The organism is Candidatus Enterococcus leclercqii, from assembly GCF_009933135.1.
Taxonomy (GTDB): Bacteria; Bacillota; Bacilli; order Lactobacillales; family Enterococcaceae; genus Enterococcus_C; species Enterococcus_C leclercqii.
Window position 1 is genome coordinate 121612 of the sequence record NZ_MAEH01000014.1, and the last position, 15520, is coordinate 137131.

The window sequence follows — 15520 nt, forward strand, 5'->3', positions numbered from 1 at the left end:
TGTCTGTGAAAGTGAGGAAATGGCATGAGAGAAGAACAGTTTCAACAATTGCAGCGCTTGACAAATGAGATTGAAAAGGTGGTCATCGGTAAGCGGGAAGTCATCCAGATGACCTTAACTGCGATGCTGGCAGGTGGACATGTCTTGTTTGAGGATATTCCCGGTGTCGGTAAGACCGTATTGGTTAAAACTTTGGCAAAAGCCATCCAAGGGCAATTTTCCCGCGTGCAGTTTACGCCGGATTTGCAGCCCAGCGATATCTCTGGTGTGTCAATCTACAACGAACAGAGTGGTCAATTTGAGTTTCGCCCAGGACCAATCTTTACGACAATCCTATTGGCAGACGAAATCAATCGGACGGCACCGAGAACCCAAGCGGCTTTACTGGAAGCCATGTCTGAAGGTCATGTCACGATTGACAATCACACCTATGCTCTCGATCAAAACTTTTTTGTTTTGGCTACACAAAATCCGATTGAATATGAAGGCACCTTTGCACTACCGGAAGCACAGCTGGATCGTTTCTTATTTCGTTTGGCGATTGGGTATCCTGTGTTGGAAGATGAGCTGCTGTTGATGAATGGTCAACAGGAACGCGCGTTAGCAGACGTGCGGCCAGTCTTAACCACGACGGAGCTGTCTCAACTGAAACAAGCCGTGGATGACGTTTATACCGATGAGCTGGTGACTCGCTATGCGCTGGATTTGGTACGGGCTAGCCGAGTGTTTCCCGGTGTGCGTTTAGGGGTCAGTCCTCGAGGAGGGATCGCCTTTATGAAAGGAGCACGAGCTTATGCTATGATTCAAGGCAGAGATTACGTCACGCCAGAGGATCTGCAAAAAATTTTGCCGGCAGTGTTCAGTCACCGTTTGATCCTTCAAGGCGGCAGTGTTTCACAAGCTCAGACAGCGGAGGTCTTGAGGGGGATAATCCAGCAGGTAGCTGTTCCCGTCAAGAAGAGAAAATGAGACATTTTAAGCAGGGTTTAAAAATTCTGTTGGTGTTGATTGGATTGGGGCTGGCAGCTGCTTATGCAATCATTTTTAACGATACTTCCGGTTGGCTGTTGCTGCTTTTTTATCTGATTTTTGTTTTGGTGAATCTCGTGACGCTCATTTTTCCATTGAATAGGCTGTTTTTTATTGCAGATTCACCGGTCTGGACGACAGTGGGGCAATCTTTTTCCCTAGTCGTTACAGTCAAAAGTCGGAGTGTGTATTGGGCGCCGGGGCTGAGTCTGCAACTGCCGGATTATTCCACCAAAAAGACTTTTGCCAGTTTTTATCACGGGCAGCCTTGGCAGACGGTGTTCGAATTGACTGCAGCCAAGCGGGGAATTTTTCAGAAAACCAGGGTAACCGCAGAAGCAGTCGACTGGTTTGGCTTGTTCACCAAACAGCGGCAGTTCTCTCTTTCACCAGAAATCATCGTTTTACCTGCAAGGGATTCAACTGCTGAACAATGGGCTCTCGAAATCAGCCAAGCACGACAACGGGCAAGCTTTGGTGAGCGTTCGGCGAACATCAGAAATTTTCGAGAGTATCGTCGTGGCGATTCCTTGAAGCAGATGGACTGGAAACAAAGTGCTCGTCAGCGGGAGTTGATCATTCGCGAGTATGAAGAACACGAGGAGACGCCGACGCTTTTGTTATTCTGGGGAAAGCGTACTAGCACATTTGAACAAAGCTTGAGCCGCTATTACACGTTGCAAAAAGTATTTAAAGGCCAGATGGAGCAATGCTTGGTAACAAAAACGGGGATCGCACCGCTGCAAGACGATCGACAGTTTGCCCTGGCAGCTGGTTTTGAAAAAATACCGGCACTGCCAGCCTTTAAAAATAGACAACTGTTAATCTTTACTACGACGCAAGATCCTGAGTTGAAAGAGCAGGTGCGGAGTTGGCAACGCAACAATCAAGTAGCGGTCTATGATCTTTCCCAAATGACGCCAGTCTTGGTGGAAACTTTTGCAGAAGTACCAGACAAAGGGGGGCAGTTTTCATGATTCAGCGACTCCAAAGAAAAGGTCCTTTTGCTCTTGCGGCGTTTATTGGCTTAACAGCGGTTTTGCAACAATTTTTGACCGTTTATCATTTTGAGGATAAAAGCACTGCCGTCTTGGTAACAGGCGCTGTCTGTTTGTCATTGGCGCTATTGCCCAAGGGCTGGTTACGTCTGTCGGCAGTCTTATTGCTATTTGCATTTGGGGTGTATCGCTATTTTCCGTTAGGTCAATCGGTGGGGCTGGATTGGCTCGCAGCGATTTGGCGGCAATTGCGTCCATTGATAAACCTGGTCCAGTCAGAAGGCTTCGGCCGAACCCCGTCATTGTTGGCGTTTAGTCTGATTATGGCAGCCTTGGTACTCCTGAGTGTACTGATGATCGAGTATGAGCACTTTCTATTTAGCTACCTGACGATGCTGGCTTATTTATTGATTCTCGTTGTTTTCAATCACTTGGAGCCGTTGCTGCAGATCTTTCTTGTGGCCGCTTGCGGCTTGTTTTCTTACGGATTGAAGCAAAATCGTCGCCGGGGACTATCCCATGAAGGCAGTTATATTCTGGTTGCTGTTTTATTGCTCTTTTTGATGGCTGGAATTGCCCAATATCTGCCGGATACTTTTTTGCGAGACCCACTTGCCAAACAGACGGTGGCTGTTCGCAACTATTTTAACGATGTCGGGCTTTACAATTATATTGAGAGCATCGGTGTCGGTAGCAACACCCGCACCGGGTTCAGCGAAGATGACGAAGCGCTGGGAGGAGCTATGGTGGATGATGATACGCTGCTTTTCACCGCTCAACAGCTGCGGCCGCATTATTGGCGAGTAGACAGTAAAGATAACTACACTGGCAAAGGGTGGCAGCGACAGCAGTCGGAAGAAAGCAGTGTCCTTTTGGAAAATCGTTTTACAGTGCAAGCCTCTGATGCGCCATTGTTGAAATATCCCCAACAACAACGAATCAATTTGGAATTTATGACCCGAAATACCTATCTGCCATTGCCTTACGGGAACACTACAATTGGATTGGTTTCCGGATTTCTCGGGTTTGAATACGCCCAGCTCAATCAGCGAGTGGATTTGATTTTAGAAGAGGCAGAAAAGCAGCAGGTCTATTTAGATACGCAGGAGCCGGATTACAGCGTCGATTCTTTACGTGGTGTTTTGCTGGAGCTGCCTCCAACCGAAAGCGACTATCTGCAATTGCCGGAAGAGTTACCGAAGCGAATTCAGTCGTTGGCTGAGCAAGTCACCAGAGAGCAACGAACGCTCTACGAAAAAGTCACTGCGGTAGAAACGTATTTGAGCACCTCAAAAGACTTTCGTTATTCCAAAGTGGATGCAGTAGCCCCTCTGCCGGATCAAGATTACGTCGACCAGTTTTTGTTTGAGACACGGGTGGGTTACTGTGACAATTTTTCTTCGGCGATGGTGGTGATGCTGCGAACACTGGGCATTCCTGCGCGCTGGGCAAAAGGCTTCAGTCAAGGAGAAGCCCGTCCGAGTTTTGAAGAACAAAAGGTCTATGAAATCAAAAACCTCAACGCTCATTCTTGGCCAGAAGTCTATTTTGCAGGCTATGGTTGGGTTCCTTTTGAACCGACCCCTTCATTTATAAACCCAGATCGACCGGGGACAGCTTTGGCTGAGGAAGGTACGCAGACAACCCAAATGACAACAGACAGCTCTCTTACGCCCCAAAGCAGTCAAACGTCAGAGACAGCAGAGAGCACAAGTGCTACGACCACTGAAAGCCAGCAACAGCCAGCGACTTCTGTAGGTGAAAAGGCCGACTCAAAAGAAAACAGCAACAGTTCTTGGGGGTACAAGACCGTGCTGCTAATTGCCGGCGGGTTAGCAGCTGTCGCCTTGATTTTCCTTGTTTGGCATCGGCGTCTAAAGTTTGTACTTTTTGTAATCAGTAAGTGCAGCAAGCAGCCTTTTTCAACTGGGTACTTGTATTTATTGAAGGAATGGGAGAAACTGCTTTCTCGGCAACCTTCAGAAAACCTCAAAGAATATGGCCGCCGATTGACAGAGACCTACCCACAGCAGACAACGAAATTTATTGCTTTAACTGAGGATTACGAAGCCCATCTTTACAACAAACAACAGCCACTAGAAAACAGTGGGTCTCTTTTACAAACAGCCGCACAAGAATTGCGGCAGGCACAAAAAGCGACTGCTGAAAAACAGCGTTCTATACGTAAGAACCGCTAACTGCAAGATACAAAAAAGCTGAATCACAGATTGCATCTCCCAACGATTTTCCTTTAGGCGATCGTTAGATGAAGAAAGCAACTGTTGTTCAGCTTTTTTTCGTATCTTTTTAGATAGTGGACGTCCTTGAGCCATCGAATTTTCGTTTACAAATATTGTAAATTGTGCCAAGATGATAGAAATCACAGAAAGGAATGATGGGACATGATCGAAATCCGTGAAGTTCAGCCGGAAGATGCGGCAGAGCTTTTAGCCATTTATCAGCCGTATGTTTTGGAGACACCAATTACTTTCGAGTACGAGGTGCCAACAGTCCCAGAATTTAGAAAACGTATTGTCACCACGTTGTCCCGCTACCCATATCTTGCGGCGCTGCAAGAAGGCCAAATTATCGGTTATGCCTATGCGGGAGTCTACAAGGGACGGACGGCGTATGACTGGAGCTGTGAAGTGACGATTTATTTGAAGCAAGACCGTGCTGCGAAAGGTGTCGGAACACTGCTGTACCAAAAATTGGAACAGATTCTGCAAAAGCAGGGACTGATAAATTTGACAGCGTGTATTACAGAAGGCAACCAGACTAGCGTGGCTTTTCATGAAAAATTCGGGTACCAAACCGTGGGCTGCTTTCCAAAGATTGGCTATAAGTTTTCCCGTTGGTATGACGTTTTGTGGATGCAAAAAGAGCTGCAGCAGCCTGGCGACGACTTGCAGCCCTTTATTCCTTATCCACAATTGACAGATCTTATTTGGTAAAAAACTTAAATTCCCAACAATGAAGCGCCAGCAATGGCAACGGCAACCGCAATCAGTAAAATGCCTAAGTCAAAAAGTTCGTGGCGGAAGGTCCCTTTTCGCAAGTCGCCGGCTGCCGGTGCGGCTACCCAAATTCCGCTAAGAGTAAAAACGATGCCTATTACTAAGCTGATAAGACCAATCGTATTCATGACTTTCCCTGCTTTCTCTACATTTTTTCTTAGTGTAGCAGTTCTTTTGCAAAAGACGGCATGCTTTAGCTGACAGCTTGCGAACAGTTTTGTAAGGTTCCAAGAGTAAAGCAACCATGACCGCAGCAACAAGAAAGATTTAGGGAAGGTGGATTCCTGCAAGTCGTTTCTTTTTACATTTTAAATAAAAGTGCTATGATAACTATGTTGACCGAGGGAAATCGGCGGACATGACCTGTTAGTCAAGGGGTTAAGACGCCACGTTCTCAGCGTGGAGGCACGGGTTCGAATCCCGTACAGGCTATTGACTTTTATCAGACGATACACTAAGCTATGGGGCTGGTGAATCGTCTTTTTTGTTTTTCTGAACAAGAAATGGTGGTCCCATAAGGTTGGTGTCTTACGTCGACAAAACTCATAGGAAAGTAAATCGCTTTGTTTCTCTTGAAAAAACAGTATAATAGATACAAATGATACACTAGCGCTGACGGTCAGCTCTTTAGGTAGCTTTGGCTGCCCAACCGATGACCGGAAAACGCAGAAAGGAACGGCTTATGAAACGTATCGAGCGGGTCTATCAATTTGTATTTCAACAAGCAGGTGACATGAACTCTTCAGCTTATGGTGTAACAACCCAAGATGTGGCGGAGTGTCTACAGATTCAACGACCAAATGCCAGTAAAGATTTAAATGAGCTGGTTCGCCAAGGTCGGGTTGAAAAGTCAGAAGGGCGGCCAGTTCGCTATCTGCCGGTGACAACTTCCCAAAAGGAACTTGAGGTTTTTGACGAGACTGACGTTTTCTCTGATTTGCCGGCTGAAAAGAAATATGTACCCAGCTACAAAGAATCACCCGACAGCCCCTACATGCGGCCAGTGGGAAGTCAGCGTTATGCGGCGGTACCGGAAGTGCAAGATATTTTTGCCCGCTTGATCGGTACCAGTGGCAGTATGCGCAATGCTATCGAACAGGCAAAAGCGGCAATTCTCTATCCACCGAAAGGCTTGAACTGTTTGATTACCGGTCCCACGGGATCAGGGAAAACCTATTTTGCCCATGCGATGTTTCGCTTTGCTGTAAATAGTGGCGTGATTGCTCGGGAAAAAGAGTTGATTGTGTTTAACTGTGCGGACTATGCCAATAACCCGGAACTGCTTATGAGCCATCTTTTCGGTTATACGAAGGGGGCGTTTACAGGCGCCGATCAAGATAAAAAAGGAATTATCGATCAGGCGGATGGTGGGATGCTCTTTTTGGATGAAATTCATCGCTTGCCGCCAGAAGGCCAGGAAATGGTCTTTTACTTTATGGATCATGGGACCTACAGTCGATTGGGAGAAAGCACTAAGACCCATCAAGCGGATGTGCGAATTATTGGTGCGACGACGGAAGATCCTGGTTCCAGCCTGCTGGCGACATTTGTCCGTCGAATCCCTATCAATATTACACTGCCGGCTTTTAGTCAGCGACCAGCGACAGAACAAGTGGAACTGGTTAAGTTAATGATTGCCCAGGAGGCAGGACGAATCCAACGACGAATCTCAGTCACGGAAGACGTAGTGAAGGCGTTGATTGGCAGTGTCAGTTATGGCAATATCGGGCAACTAAAATCAAATATTCAATTGGTTTGTGCTCGGGGCTTTTTGAACCACATGCAGCACGAAGAAATCGCAATTACTATGGAAGATTTGCCAGAAGGGATTCGCTCCGGGATTGTAGCGTTAACCAATGAGCGGGTCAAAAGTGCCGATTTATCCAAAATATTGGCACCTCGTTTAGTGATTGATCCTCATGAAAGCATGATGGAAATCAAAACTGATTCTTATGAACTGCCTTACAATTTATACGATATTATCGGTGACAAAGCAGCACTTTTAGCCGCGGATGGTTTGGATCAAACAGCCATCAACCAATTTATTTCTACAGATATCAACATTCATCTAAAATCTTTTTATAAAGATCACGGCTTCACTTTCCATGCCGATAATAAGCTGGCGGAGTTCGTGGATGAAAAAATCATTGAGACCACCAATCATATTTACGATATGCTCAAAGAACGGTTGGGCTATGAGCTGCAACAGAATTTTCTGTATGCCATGAGTTTGCATATCAGTTCTTTTCTAAAAAAGTTAGCTACCGGTGAAGAGCGTCATACCAATGACAATATTCGCCAAATGGTGGCAGCTTACCCGGAAGAATTTCGAATTGCCCGCTCCATTCGGGAATATTTGTCACAGGTTTTTCAAGTCCAGATTCCCGATAGTGAAGACTATTATTTGGCGGTGTTGTTGATTTCATTAGCTGCCAACCAAAAAGACGGCAAGATTGGGGTTGTAGTGGCTGCCCACGGGGATACTACGGCTAGCAGCATGGTAAAAGTCGTTACCCAGCTTTTAGGAGCAGATCATGTGCAAGCAGTGGATATGCCACTAGATATGCCACCTCAGATTGCACTGGAAAAAATCAAACAAGCTGTCCAACAAGTCTCAGAAGATAGCGGAGCACTGCTGTTGGTAGATATGGGTTCGTTGGCGACATTTGGTGAAACAATTACCCGAGATACCGGTATCGAGGTTCGAACCATGGATATGGTGACGACAGCCTTAGTCTTAGAAGCGGTGCGAAAAGCTTCCGTGCTAGGCAGTGATCTTGATTCCATCTATGATAGTTTGCGAGCGTTTAACGGTTATGGCAGTGGCGATTTGACGCAAATTGCGCCGCCACCTCATAAACAGCCGGCTATTTTGGCCATCTGTGCTTCCGGAGAGGGGACAGCGATGCGGGTCAAGGAGTTGATTCAGCGAGCATTGGCACCAGAACAGAAAAAAGAATTAACTGTGTTGACGCAGTCTGCTGTTGAGCTGAAGTCGCAACTGCCGGCTCTAAAAGATACCTATCATATTATTGCTTCGACTGGGATCATGGATCCAAAGCTGGCAGCACCGTTTATTCCTTTGGATCAATTCATCGATTCTGATGTCGGTGATTTGGTGAATCGATTGTTATTGGAACAAGCGCAATGTCCAAATGCTCAAGTAGCGCAAGGATCAGATGAGATTCAAAAAAAGGCCATTGCTTTTATGGAAGAAAACTTTACCTTCTTAAATGTTGGTAAACTGTTTCCGGTGATTTGGAGTTTTGTCGAAGAATTGGTGACAGCTTATGGTCTGCCAGGAGAACAACAAGGACTGAAGATCAACTTGGCGATGCACACTGCGGGGATGATTGAACGAGTTTTAGTCAATGAACCACTGACGGTAACTGCTGAACAAGAGGCAGGACTACTTGGGGAAGAATTTTATTCGCGACTACACTTGCATCTGCAATCCTTTGAAAGATTGTTGCGACTGACAGTTCCAGTCAGTGAAGAGTATTATCTGATGGAAATCTTGAAACTCAAAAGTAGTGGCGCGACTGTGAGCGATGATGAGATTGATCTTTTTGAAGAAGATGTCATTTGAAGAGAAATATTAAGTTTAGACACACTATAAAATACACTATCGCTAGTGTGTTTTATAGTGTGTTTTTTATTTAGACCTTCTTAAGGCTGATTTAACAATAGTGTATCGATTTGGAAGTTGGCACGGTCCTTGCTTATATAAGAGTGATACGGAAATACCGTGTCAGTCATCTGTCCGGTTGTGTCACTTTTGTGATGAGGGCCTGTTGTGATAGGAGGGAGTGAGATGGAAGCGGATATTCGTTTAGCACGAATTGATGATCGTTTGATTCATGGTCAAGTAGCTACGGCCTGGTCGAAGCAAACCGGTGTCAACCGAATCATCGTCGTCAGTGACGAGGCGGCCAATGATTCATTGCGAAGCTTCTTATTAAGAGAAGCAGCACCGCCAGGAATCAAGGTCAATGTCATCGATACCGAAAAAATGATTCGTCTGTATTTTTCGGAACTGCTGATTGGCGAAAAGCTGATGCTCTTGTTTACTAACCCGCGGGATGTCCTGCGGCTGGTCGAAGCGGGCGTTGGTTTACAGACAATCAATATCGGCGGCATGCGCTATATCGTCGGAAAACGAATGATTACCAATTTTATCTCGGTGGATACCGAAGACATCCGCTGTTTCAGAATCCTGGCCCAAAGAGGGATCACCTTGGAGGTTCGCAAAGTTCCCAGTGACCGTAAGCTGGATCTAATCGAGCTTTTGGACAAGGATGACGCCAAATCGTCGTTGCAATAGTCACCTGTAAGCTGCAATTATTTTTTTCGGAGGCTGTTGTCAATGAATAGAATCACCGTTGGCCAACAGAAAGCCAAAAGGAACTGTTGTCTGACACAAAAATGAAATAGGAGGTAGAAAAATGGTAGGAATTATCCTAGCGAGTCACGGAGAATTCGCTGAAGGTATCCTGCAATCGGGATCGATGATTTTCGGTGAGCAGGAAAATGTCAAAGCAGTTACATTGATGCCTTCAGAGGGTCCCGATGACATCAAAGCCAAAATGAAAGAAGCAATCGCCTCTTTCGACGACCAGCAAGAAGTTTTGTTCTTAGTGGATCTGTGGGGCGGCACGCCTTTCAACCAAGCCAACAGCTTGTTTGAAGAACACAAGGAGACTTGGGCGATCGTTGCCGGCATGAACTTGCCGATGGTAATCGAAGCCTACGCATCCCGTTTCTCAATGAACAAAGCGCAAGAAATCGCAGCCCATATTCTGGAAACTGCAAAAGAAGGCGTCCGGATTAAACCGGAAGAGCTGGAACCAAAAGAAGCTGCGGCACCAGTTGCAGCTGCCGGTACAGAACCTAAAGGGGCACTGAAACCGGGGACTGTTCTTGGAGACGGTCACATCAAATTTGTATTGGCTCGTATCGACTCTCGTCTGCTTCACGGACAAGTGGCCACAGCATGGACCAAATCAGTACAGCCAAGCCGGATCATCGTTGTTTCCGACGCAGTTGCCAAAGACGATCTGCGAAAGAAACTGATCGAACAAGCTGCTCCTCCTGGGGTTAAAGCCAATGTTATTCCGGTTCAAAAAATGATTGATATCGCTAAAGATCCACGATTCGGTGCAACCAAAGCATTGTTGCTGTTTGAAAATCCGCAAGATGTGGTTCGTGTATTGGACGGCGGCGTAGACATTAAAGAAGTCAACGTGGGTTCCATGGCCCATTCAGTCGGAAAAGTTGTAGTAAGTAAAGTATTGTCAATGGGTCCAGATGATGTCAAAGCCTTTGAAGACATGAAGAGCCGCGGCATCGCATTTGATGTTCGTAAAGTACCAAATGATTCAAAAGACAATATGGATGACATTTTGAAAAAGGCCGAAACTGAGTTGAAAGCTCAAAACGGTTAATCAGAGAAATAGGAGGTTAAGAAATCATGAGTGATTTGAATTTTATTCAGATGATTTTAGTTGTACTCGTGGCTTTCCTGGCTGGGATGGAAGGGATCCTCGATGAATTCCAATTCCACCAACCATTAGTTGCTTGTACATTGATTGGTCTGGTGACCGGTAACTTAGAGGCAGGGATCATGCTCGGTGGTTCATTGCAAATGATCGCTTTGGGTTGGGCTAACATCGGTGCGGCAGTTGCACCAGATGCTGCATTGGCCGCAGTTGCATCCGCAATTATTTTAGTTTTGGGTGGCGAAGGCAAAGCCGGCATTCCGTCAGCAATCGCAATTGCGATTCCTTTGGCAGTAGCTGGTTTGGTATTGACAATGTTTGTACGTACTTTGGCTGTGCCAATCGTTCATATCATGGACGCTGCCGCTGAAGAAGGTAACATTCGTAAAGTTGAGATGTGGCACATCATCGCAATCTTAATGCAAGGTGTTCGGATCGCATTGCCAGCAGCATTGCTGTTGTTCATTCCGGCAGAAAGCGTACAAAACTTGCTGCACGCAATGCCTGCTTGGTTGACTGATGGTATGGCAATCGGCGGCGGGATGGTCGTTGCGGTTGGTTACGCAATGGTTATCAACATGATGGCGACTAAAGAAGTATGGCCTTTCTTCATTATCGGGTTTGCCGTTGCGGCAATCTCTCAATTGACACTGATCGCTTTAGGTGCGATTGCAGTCTCCATGGCACTGATTTACTTGAATTTGTCTAAAATGGGCGGCTCAAGCAATGGTGGTGGCCAAGGCGGTACTGGCGATCCATTGGGCGACATTTTGAACGATTATTAATCTTGAAGGAGGAGAAAGAAAATGGCAGAAAAACTTGAATTAACGAAAAAAGACCGTTTGGCCGTAGCATGGCGCTCTACCTTCATTCAAGGTTCTTGGAACTATGAACGGATGCAAAACGGCGGCTGGTGTTTCGCAATGATTCCAGCTATTCGTAAACTATACAAAACAAAAGAAGAACAATCCGCAGCGTTGAAACGCCACTTGGAGTTCTTCAATACTCACCCGTATATCGCATCTCCAATCATCGGGGTAACTTTGGCACTGGAAGAAGAACGGGCCAATGGTGCACCAGTCGATGACGTAGCGATTCAAGGGGTAAAAGTCGGCATGATGGGTCCTTTGGCCGGTGTCGGCGACCCTGTGTTCTGGTTTACTGTACGTCCAATGTTGGGTGCGCTGGGTGCTTCTTTGGCACTGACTGGCAGCATCTTGGGTCCAATCTTGTTCTTCGTTGCGTGGAACATCATTCGTTGGGCATTCATGTGGTATACACAAGAATTTGGTTACAAAGCCGGTTCTAAGATCACTGACGACTTGTCTGGTGGTTTGTTGCAAGACGTAACTAAAGGCGCTTCGATTTTGGGGATGTTCGTGTTGGGCTCGCTAGTCCAACGTTGGGTAAGTGTTAAATTTACTCCGACTGTTTCAGAAATTGAATTGTCTGATGGTGCCTATATCGAATGGGACAAGCTTCCTGGCGGTGCAGAAGGCATCAAGAAAGCCTTTGAAGAAGTGGCTTCTGGTAAAGCATTGAGCAACATCAAAGTCACTACTTTACAAGATAACTTGGATTCACTGATTCCAGGGCTGGCAGCATTGCTGTTGACTCTGTTGTGCATGTGGTTGTTGAAGAAAAAAGTTTCTCCAATCGTTATCATTTTGGGCTTGTTCGTTGTCGGTATCGTTTTCCACGTTATCGGTTTGATGTAAGCTTAGTTACAAGGGAGACCGAATTTACGGTCTCCTTTTACATAGGAAGTCTGTTTGTAACAGGACAGACAGCTGATTTTTGCGTATACTGGAAGTGTTCAGTGGGTAGTAAGTCGGCAGTGCCATCGAGCATTTGTGAAATCGAGTCAAAGATTTTGATAATCCTGTTCGGCAAAAGGTGGCTTTCAGGTGGCCGACAGTGTTCTTGCTGTCGCTGCAAACCTATCAAAAAGGAGCGTTCAACATGGTAGAATCATTGAATACAAAAGTAGATCTGGCGATTGCCGCCACTTCTTTTATGGGAATCAACGAATATGGACAAGTGATGGTAGGAGACAACGCCTTCGAATTTTACAACGATCGGGACAAGAATAAATTTATTCAGATTCCCTGGGAAGAAGTCGATTATGTGGTGGCTTCCATCATGTTCAAAGGAAAATGGATTCCCCGCTATGCGATTCAAACGAAGAAAAACGGCACCTTTACGTTTTCTTCAAAAGAGCCGAAGAAGGTGTTGCGAGCGATTCGGGAATACGTACCAGAAGAACGGCTTGTACGGTCGCTGAGCTTTTTTGATGTCATCAAGCGGGCCTTTACTTCAAAAGGCAAAAAGCAGGCGTAAATCATGATGGCAACCTCTAAGCAGGGTGTGACAACTGATAAAGTTCACCAATTGTTATCAAACTAATCATAAAATCGATAATCAGCCAAGAACTGTTACAGCAGTTTCTTCAGGTTGGTTATCTTTTTTTGCATTGTCTTTGCCGGTAGTTTGTATTTCAAGGGAGCATTTTGTTGTGGTATGCTGTTGAAGTGATGTGAAAAAGATGCGCAGTTGTTAAAAAGTTACAGTCGCGTGTTTAGGAAGCGGAGGAACAGTGGATGATTTGGACCTTGATAATCGGTGCCGTGATTGGCGCTATCGCCGGCATGATTACCGGTGAGAAACGAGGCTGTCTGTACAATATTGTTGCCGGACTGATCGGCTCTTATATTGGTGAGCGGTTGTTTGGTGAGATGGGGCCGCAACTGGCGGGGATGGCGATTGTACCGGCAGTCTTGGGGGCAGTGATTTTTACAGCGGTTATCACGTTGGTTTTCGGGCGCAGCAACGAGCATTAATGGAAAAAGGTGCAATGTTCCTGGCTCGCAAAAACATCAGTGTTTGTTATAATAGGACATGATGAAAACAGAAAGAAGGAATCGTATCATGATGTTACGTGTTGAAAATCTGCGAAAAGCAATGAAAAAAGAACAGGTAGACGGGTTTTTGGTCACCAGTCCTTATAATCTTCGCTATTTAACTAACTTTACCGGCACTACTGGTCTGGCAGTTATTACCTTGGACAAGGCCTTTTTTGTAACGGATTTCCGCTACACAGAACAAGCAGCAGCGCAGGCACAAGGTTTTGAAATCATCAAAAACGTCGGCCCAATCTTTGATGAAGTCGCTAAGCTTTGTGCCCAAGAAGAGCTGAATGGGTTAGCCTTTGAAGAAAACCATGTTAGTTTTGCTGAGTATTCTGTTTTAGAAGAAATTATTGAAGAAACACCCTTGATCCCAATTTCAGGAATGATTGAGAATCTGCGGGAAGTCAAAGACGAAGAAGAAATCGCAATTACACAAAAGGCTTGTGCCATCGCAGATCAAGGCTTTGATTATGTGCTAAAAACCATCAAACCGGGAATGACAGAAATCGAAGTCGCTAACCAGTTGGACTTTTACATGCGTTCTTTAGGTGCCAGCGGTGTTTCTTTTGACACCATCGTGGCTTCTGGTCTCCGTTCTGCAATGCCTCATGGGGTGGCCTCTGAAAAAGTGATTGAACAAGGAGATCTGATCACCTTGGATTTCGGCTGCTATTACCAAGGCTATGTTTCAGATATGACTCGGACGTTTGCCATTGGCGATCCTGGCGAAAAATTGCGGGAAATTTATCAGGTCGTTTTGGAAGCCCAATTAAAAGTGTTGGAAGCTGCAAAACCAGGGCTGACTGGCATCCAATTAGATGCGGTTGCTCGGGATCATATCACTGCGGCCGGCTATGGAGAAGCATTTGGACATTCAACAGGCCACGGGATTGGCTTGGAAATTCATGAAGGACCAAATGTTTCCTTTAGAGCCGACAAACAATTTGTTCCCGGAAATATCATCACGGATGAACCAGGAATTTATCTGCCGGGAATTGGTGGTGTCCGTATTGAAGACGACCTGCTGATTACACCAGATGGCAACCAGGTCTTGACCCATGCACCAAAAGAATTGATCATTTTGTAAGAAGCATTTTTGGTAATAGGATTGAATGAGGATAAAAAAGCAGCAGCGACTAAAAAGCCGTCTTTTTCCAGTTGGGGTTATTCCCAATCAAAAGAAGATTGGCCAGATCCTGCTGCTTTTGTCTATTGTGTCATCGAAGAAAATTCGAGAGAGCCCGCTTTTAAATCGCGCCTCACTAATACAGGCTGTTTCATCCGCTGTTTAAGAGAGCTTTTGTAAAGAGAAGTTTTAAGGAAGAGAACAAAACAGCTGGTAACCATGAGTTGACTATCTTTCAAAAAAACGATTCCAAGTGGCTTACATCCGCGGCTCACTGATGGTTTTGTATAGCCTAACTGCTGAAAGAATGATAAACTAGGAAAGAAGAATGTCCCTTTAAAAGGTCCATTTGCGAGGAATTTAAAAGGAGGATGGCCATGATTTCAGTAAATGATTTCAAAACCGGCTTGACCATCGAAGTAGATGGCGATATCTGGCGAGTTGTCGATTTTCAGCACGTAAAACCCGGTAAAGGGGCTGCATTTGTTCGCTCCAAACTGAAAAACTTGCGAACTGGCGGTGTACAGGAAAAAACTTTCCGTGCCGGTGAAAAAGTCGGAAAAGCGCAGATTGATAACCGAAAAATGCAGTATTTATATGAAAGTGGCGGCAGTCATGTCTTTATGGATCTGGAAAGTTACGAACAGATCGAGATCCCGGAAGAACAAATCAAAGACGAGTTGAAATTCATGTTGGAAAACATGGAAGTCAACATCATCATGTACGGATCAGAAATCCTGGGAGTCGACTTACCCAATACGGTGACACTGACAGTGGAAACGACGGACCCAAATATCAAAGGGGACACCTCGTCTGGCGGCTCAAAACCGGCTGTGATGGAAACAGGGTTAACCGTCAATGTGCCGTTTTTTGTGAACCAGGGTGATAAACTGATTATCAATACAACCGACGGGACGTATGTTTCTCGGGCTTAGAAACGGAG

The 15520-nt window shown here is 45.7% G+C and carries 14 protein-coding genes and 1 tRNA gene; 14 read left to right on the forward strand and 1 reads right to left on the reverse strand.

Going from position 1 to position 15520, the window contains the following annotated elements:
* Positions 1-24 precede the first annotated feature (24 nt).
* The 4 genes from BAU14_RS07040 (at position 25) to BAU14_RS07055 (ending at position 4981) form a co-directional block, all read left to right on the forward strand.
* Positions 25-969 carry an AAA family ATPase gene (locus BAU14_RS07040; protein ID WP_161899387.1) on the forward strand — a complete coding sequence of 315 codons (945 nt, stop codon included), beginning with the start codon at positions 25-27 and terminating at the stop codon, positions 967-969.
* Positions 966-2006, forward strand: coding sequence for a DUF58 domain-containing protein (locus tag BAU14_RS07045; RefSeq protein WP_161899388.1), 1041 nt, complete (start codon positions 966-968; stop codon positions 2004-2006). The genes BAU14_RS07040 and BAU14_RS07045 overlap by 4 nt, the downstream gene beginning before the upstream one ends.
* Entirely contained in the window at positions 2003-4225 is a 2223-nt protein-coding gene (locus BAU14_RS07050; RefSeq protein WP_161899389.1) for a transglutaminaseTgpA domain-containing protein, read from the forward strand. The genes BAU14_RS07045 and BAU14_RS07050 overlap by 4 nt, the downstream gene beginning before the upstream one ends.
* A gap of 207 nt (positions 4226-4432) precedes the next feature.
* Complete coding sequence (locus BAU14_RS07055) at positions 4433-4981, forward strand: N-acetyltransferase family protein (RefSeq protein ID WP_420022087.1); 549 nt, start codon at positions 4433-4435, stop codon at positions 4979-4981.
* A gap of 5 nt (positions 4982-4986) precedes the next feature.
* Here BAU14_RS07055 and BAU14_RS07060 read toward each other — a convergent pair whose 3' ends face one another.
* Positions 4987-5172, reverse strand: coding sequence for a hypothetical protein (locus tag BAU14_RS07060; protein WP_161899391.1), 186 nt, complete (start codon positions 5170-5172; stop codon positions 4987-4989).
* Between the two features lie 232 nt (positions 5173-5404).
* Here BAU14_RS07060 and BAU14_RS07065 point away from each other — a divergent pair.
* The 10 genes from BAU14_RS07065 to efp all read left to right on the forward strand — a co-directional run bounded on the left by BAU14_RS07065 (position 5405) and on the right by efp (position 15512).
* Positions 5405-5476: transfer RNA gene (locus BAU14_RS07065), tRNA-Glu, on the forward strand.
* A gap of 250 nt (positions 5477-5726) precedes the next feature.
* Positions 5727-8633 carry a sigma-54-dependent transcriptional regulator gene (locus BAU14_RS07070; protein ID WP_161899392.1) on the forward strand — a complete coding sequence of 969 codons (2907 nt, stop codon included), beginning with the start codon at positions 5727-5729 and terminating at the stop codon, positions 8631-8633.
* Positions 8634-8858: 225 nt separating this feature from the next.
* Positions 8859-9368 carry a mannose/fructose/sorbose PTS transporter subunit IIB gene (locus tag BAU14_RS07075; RefSeq protein ID WP_161899393.1) on the forward strand — a complete coding sequence of 170 codons (510 nt, stop codon included), beginning with the start codon at positions 8859-8861 and terminating at the stop codon, positions 9366-9368.
* 121 nt (positions 9369-9489) lie between these two features.
* Entirely contained in the window at positions 9490-10488 is a 999-nt protein-coding gene (locus BAU14_RS07080; RefSeq protein ID WP_161899394.1) for a mannose/fructose/sorbose PTS transporter subunit IIA, read from the forward strand.
* Between the two features lie 35 nt (positions 10489-10523).
* Entirely contained in the window at positions 10524-11327 is an 804-nt protein-coding gene (locus BAU14_RS07085) for a PTS mannose/fructose/sorbose transporter subunit IIC (protein WP_202622193.1), read from the forward strand.
* Positions 11328-11348: 21 nt separating this feature from the next.
* A complete protein-coding gene (locus tag BAU14_RS07090; RefSeq protein WP_161899396.1) occupies positions 11349-12260 on the forward strand; it encodes a PTS system mannose/fructose/sorbose family transporter subunit IID in 912 nt (303 codons plus the stop codon).
* Positions 12261-12504: 244 nt separating this feature from the next.
* Positions 12505-12882 carry a DUF956 family protein gene (locus BAU14_RS07095; RefSeq protein WP_161899397.1) on the forward strand — a complete coding sequence of 126 codons (378 nt, stop codon included), beginning with the start codon at positions 12505-12507 and terminating at the stop codon, positions 12880-12882.
* 260 nt (positions 12883-13142) lie between these two features.
* Positions 13143-13382, forward strand: coding sequence for a GlsB/YeaQ/YmgE family stress response membrane protein (locus BAU14_RS07100; protein ID WP_161899398.1), 240 nt, complete (start codon positions 13143-13145; stop codon positions 13380-13382).
* A gap of 88 nt (positions 13383-13470) precedes the next feature.
* Entirely contained in the window at positions 13471-14538 is a 1068-nt protein-coding gene (locus BAU14_RS07105) for a M24 family metallopeptidase (protein WP_202622179.1), read from the forward strand.
* Between the two features lie 416 nt (positions 14539-14954).
* The gene (gene efp / locus BAU14_RS07110) at positions 14955-15512 is read left to right on the forward strand and encodes an elongation factor P (RefSeq protein WP_161899399.1); all 558 of its coding nucleotides are present in this window, start codon (positions 14955-14957) and stop codon (positions 15510-15512) included.
* Positions 15513-15520: the final 8 nt, after the last annotated feature.

Bases quoted from the DNA above. Each gene is read 5' to 3' on its own strand.
- BAU14_RS07045 (WP_161899388.1), top strand. From the start codon at position 966: ATGAGACATTTTAAGCAGGGTTTAAAAATTCTGTTGGTGTTGATTGGA.
- BAU14_RS07070 (WP_161899392.1), top strand. From the start codon at position 5,727: ATGAAACGTATCGAGCGGGTCTATCAATTTGTATTTCAACAAGCAGGT.
- BAU14_RS07100 (WP_161899398.1), top strand. From the start codon at position 13,143: ATGATTTGGACCTTGATAATCGGTGCCGTGATTGGCGCTATCGCCGGC.
- BAU14_RS07090 (WP_161899396.1), top strand. From the start codon at position 11,349: ATGGCAGAAAAACTTGAATTAACGAAAAAAGACCGTTTGGCCGTAGCA.
- efp (WP_161899399.1), top strand. From the start codon at position 14,955: ATGATTTCAGTAAATGATTTCAAAACCGGCTTGACCATCGAAGTAGAT.
- BAU14_RS07050 (WP_161899389.1), top strand. From the start codon at position 2,003: ATGATTCAGCGACTCCAAAGAAAAGGTCCTTTTGCTCTTGCGGCGTTT.
- BAU14_RS07040 (WP_161899387.1), top strand. From the start codon at position 25: ATGAGAGAAGAACAGTTTCAACAATTGCAGCGCTTGACAAATGAGATT.
- BAU14_RS07105 (WP_202622179.1), top strand. From the start codon at position 13,471: ATGATGTTACGTGTTGAAAATCTGCGAAAAGCAATGAAAAAAGAACAG.
- BAU14_RS07095 (WP_161899397.1), top strand. From the start codon at position 12,505: ATGGTAGAATCATTGAATACAAAAGTAGATCTGGCGATTGCCGCCACT.
- BAU14_RS07075 (WP_161899393.1), top strand. From the start codon at position 8,859: ATGGAAGCGGATATTCGTTTAGCACGAATTGATGATCGTTTGATTCAT.
- BAU14_RS07080 (WP_161899394.1), top strand. From the start codon at position 9,490: ATGGTAGGAATTATCCTAGCGAGTCACGGAGAATTCGCTGAAGGTATC.
- BAU14_RS07060 (WP_161899391.1), bottom strand. From the start codon at position 5,172: ATGAATACGATTGGTCTTATCAGCTTAGTAATAGGCATCGTTTTTACT.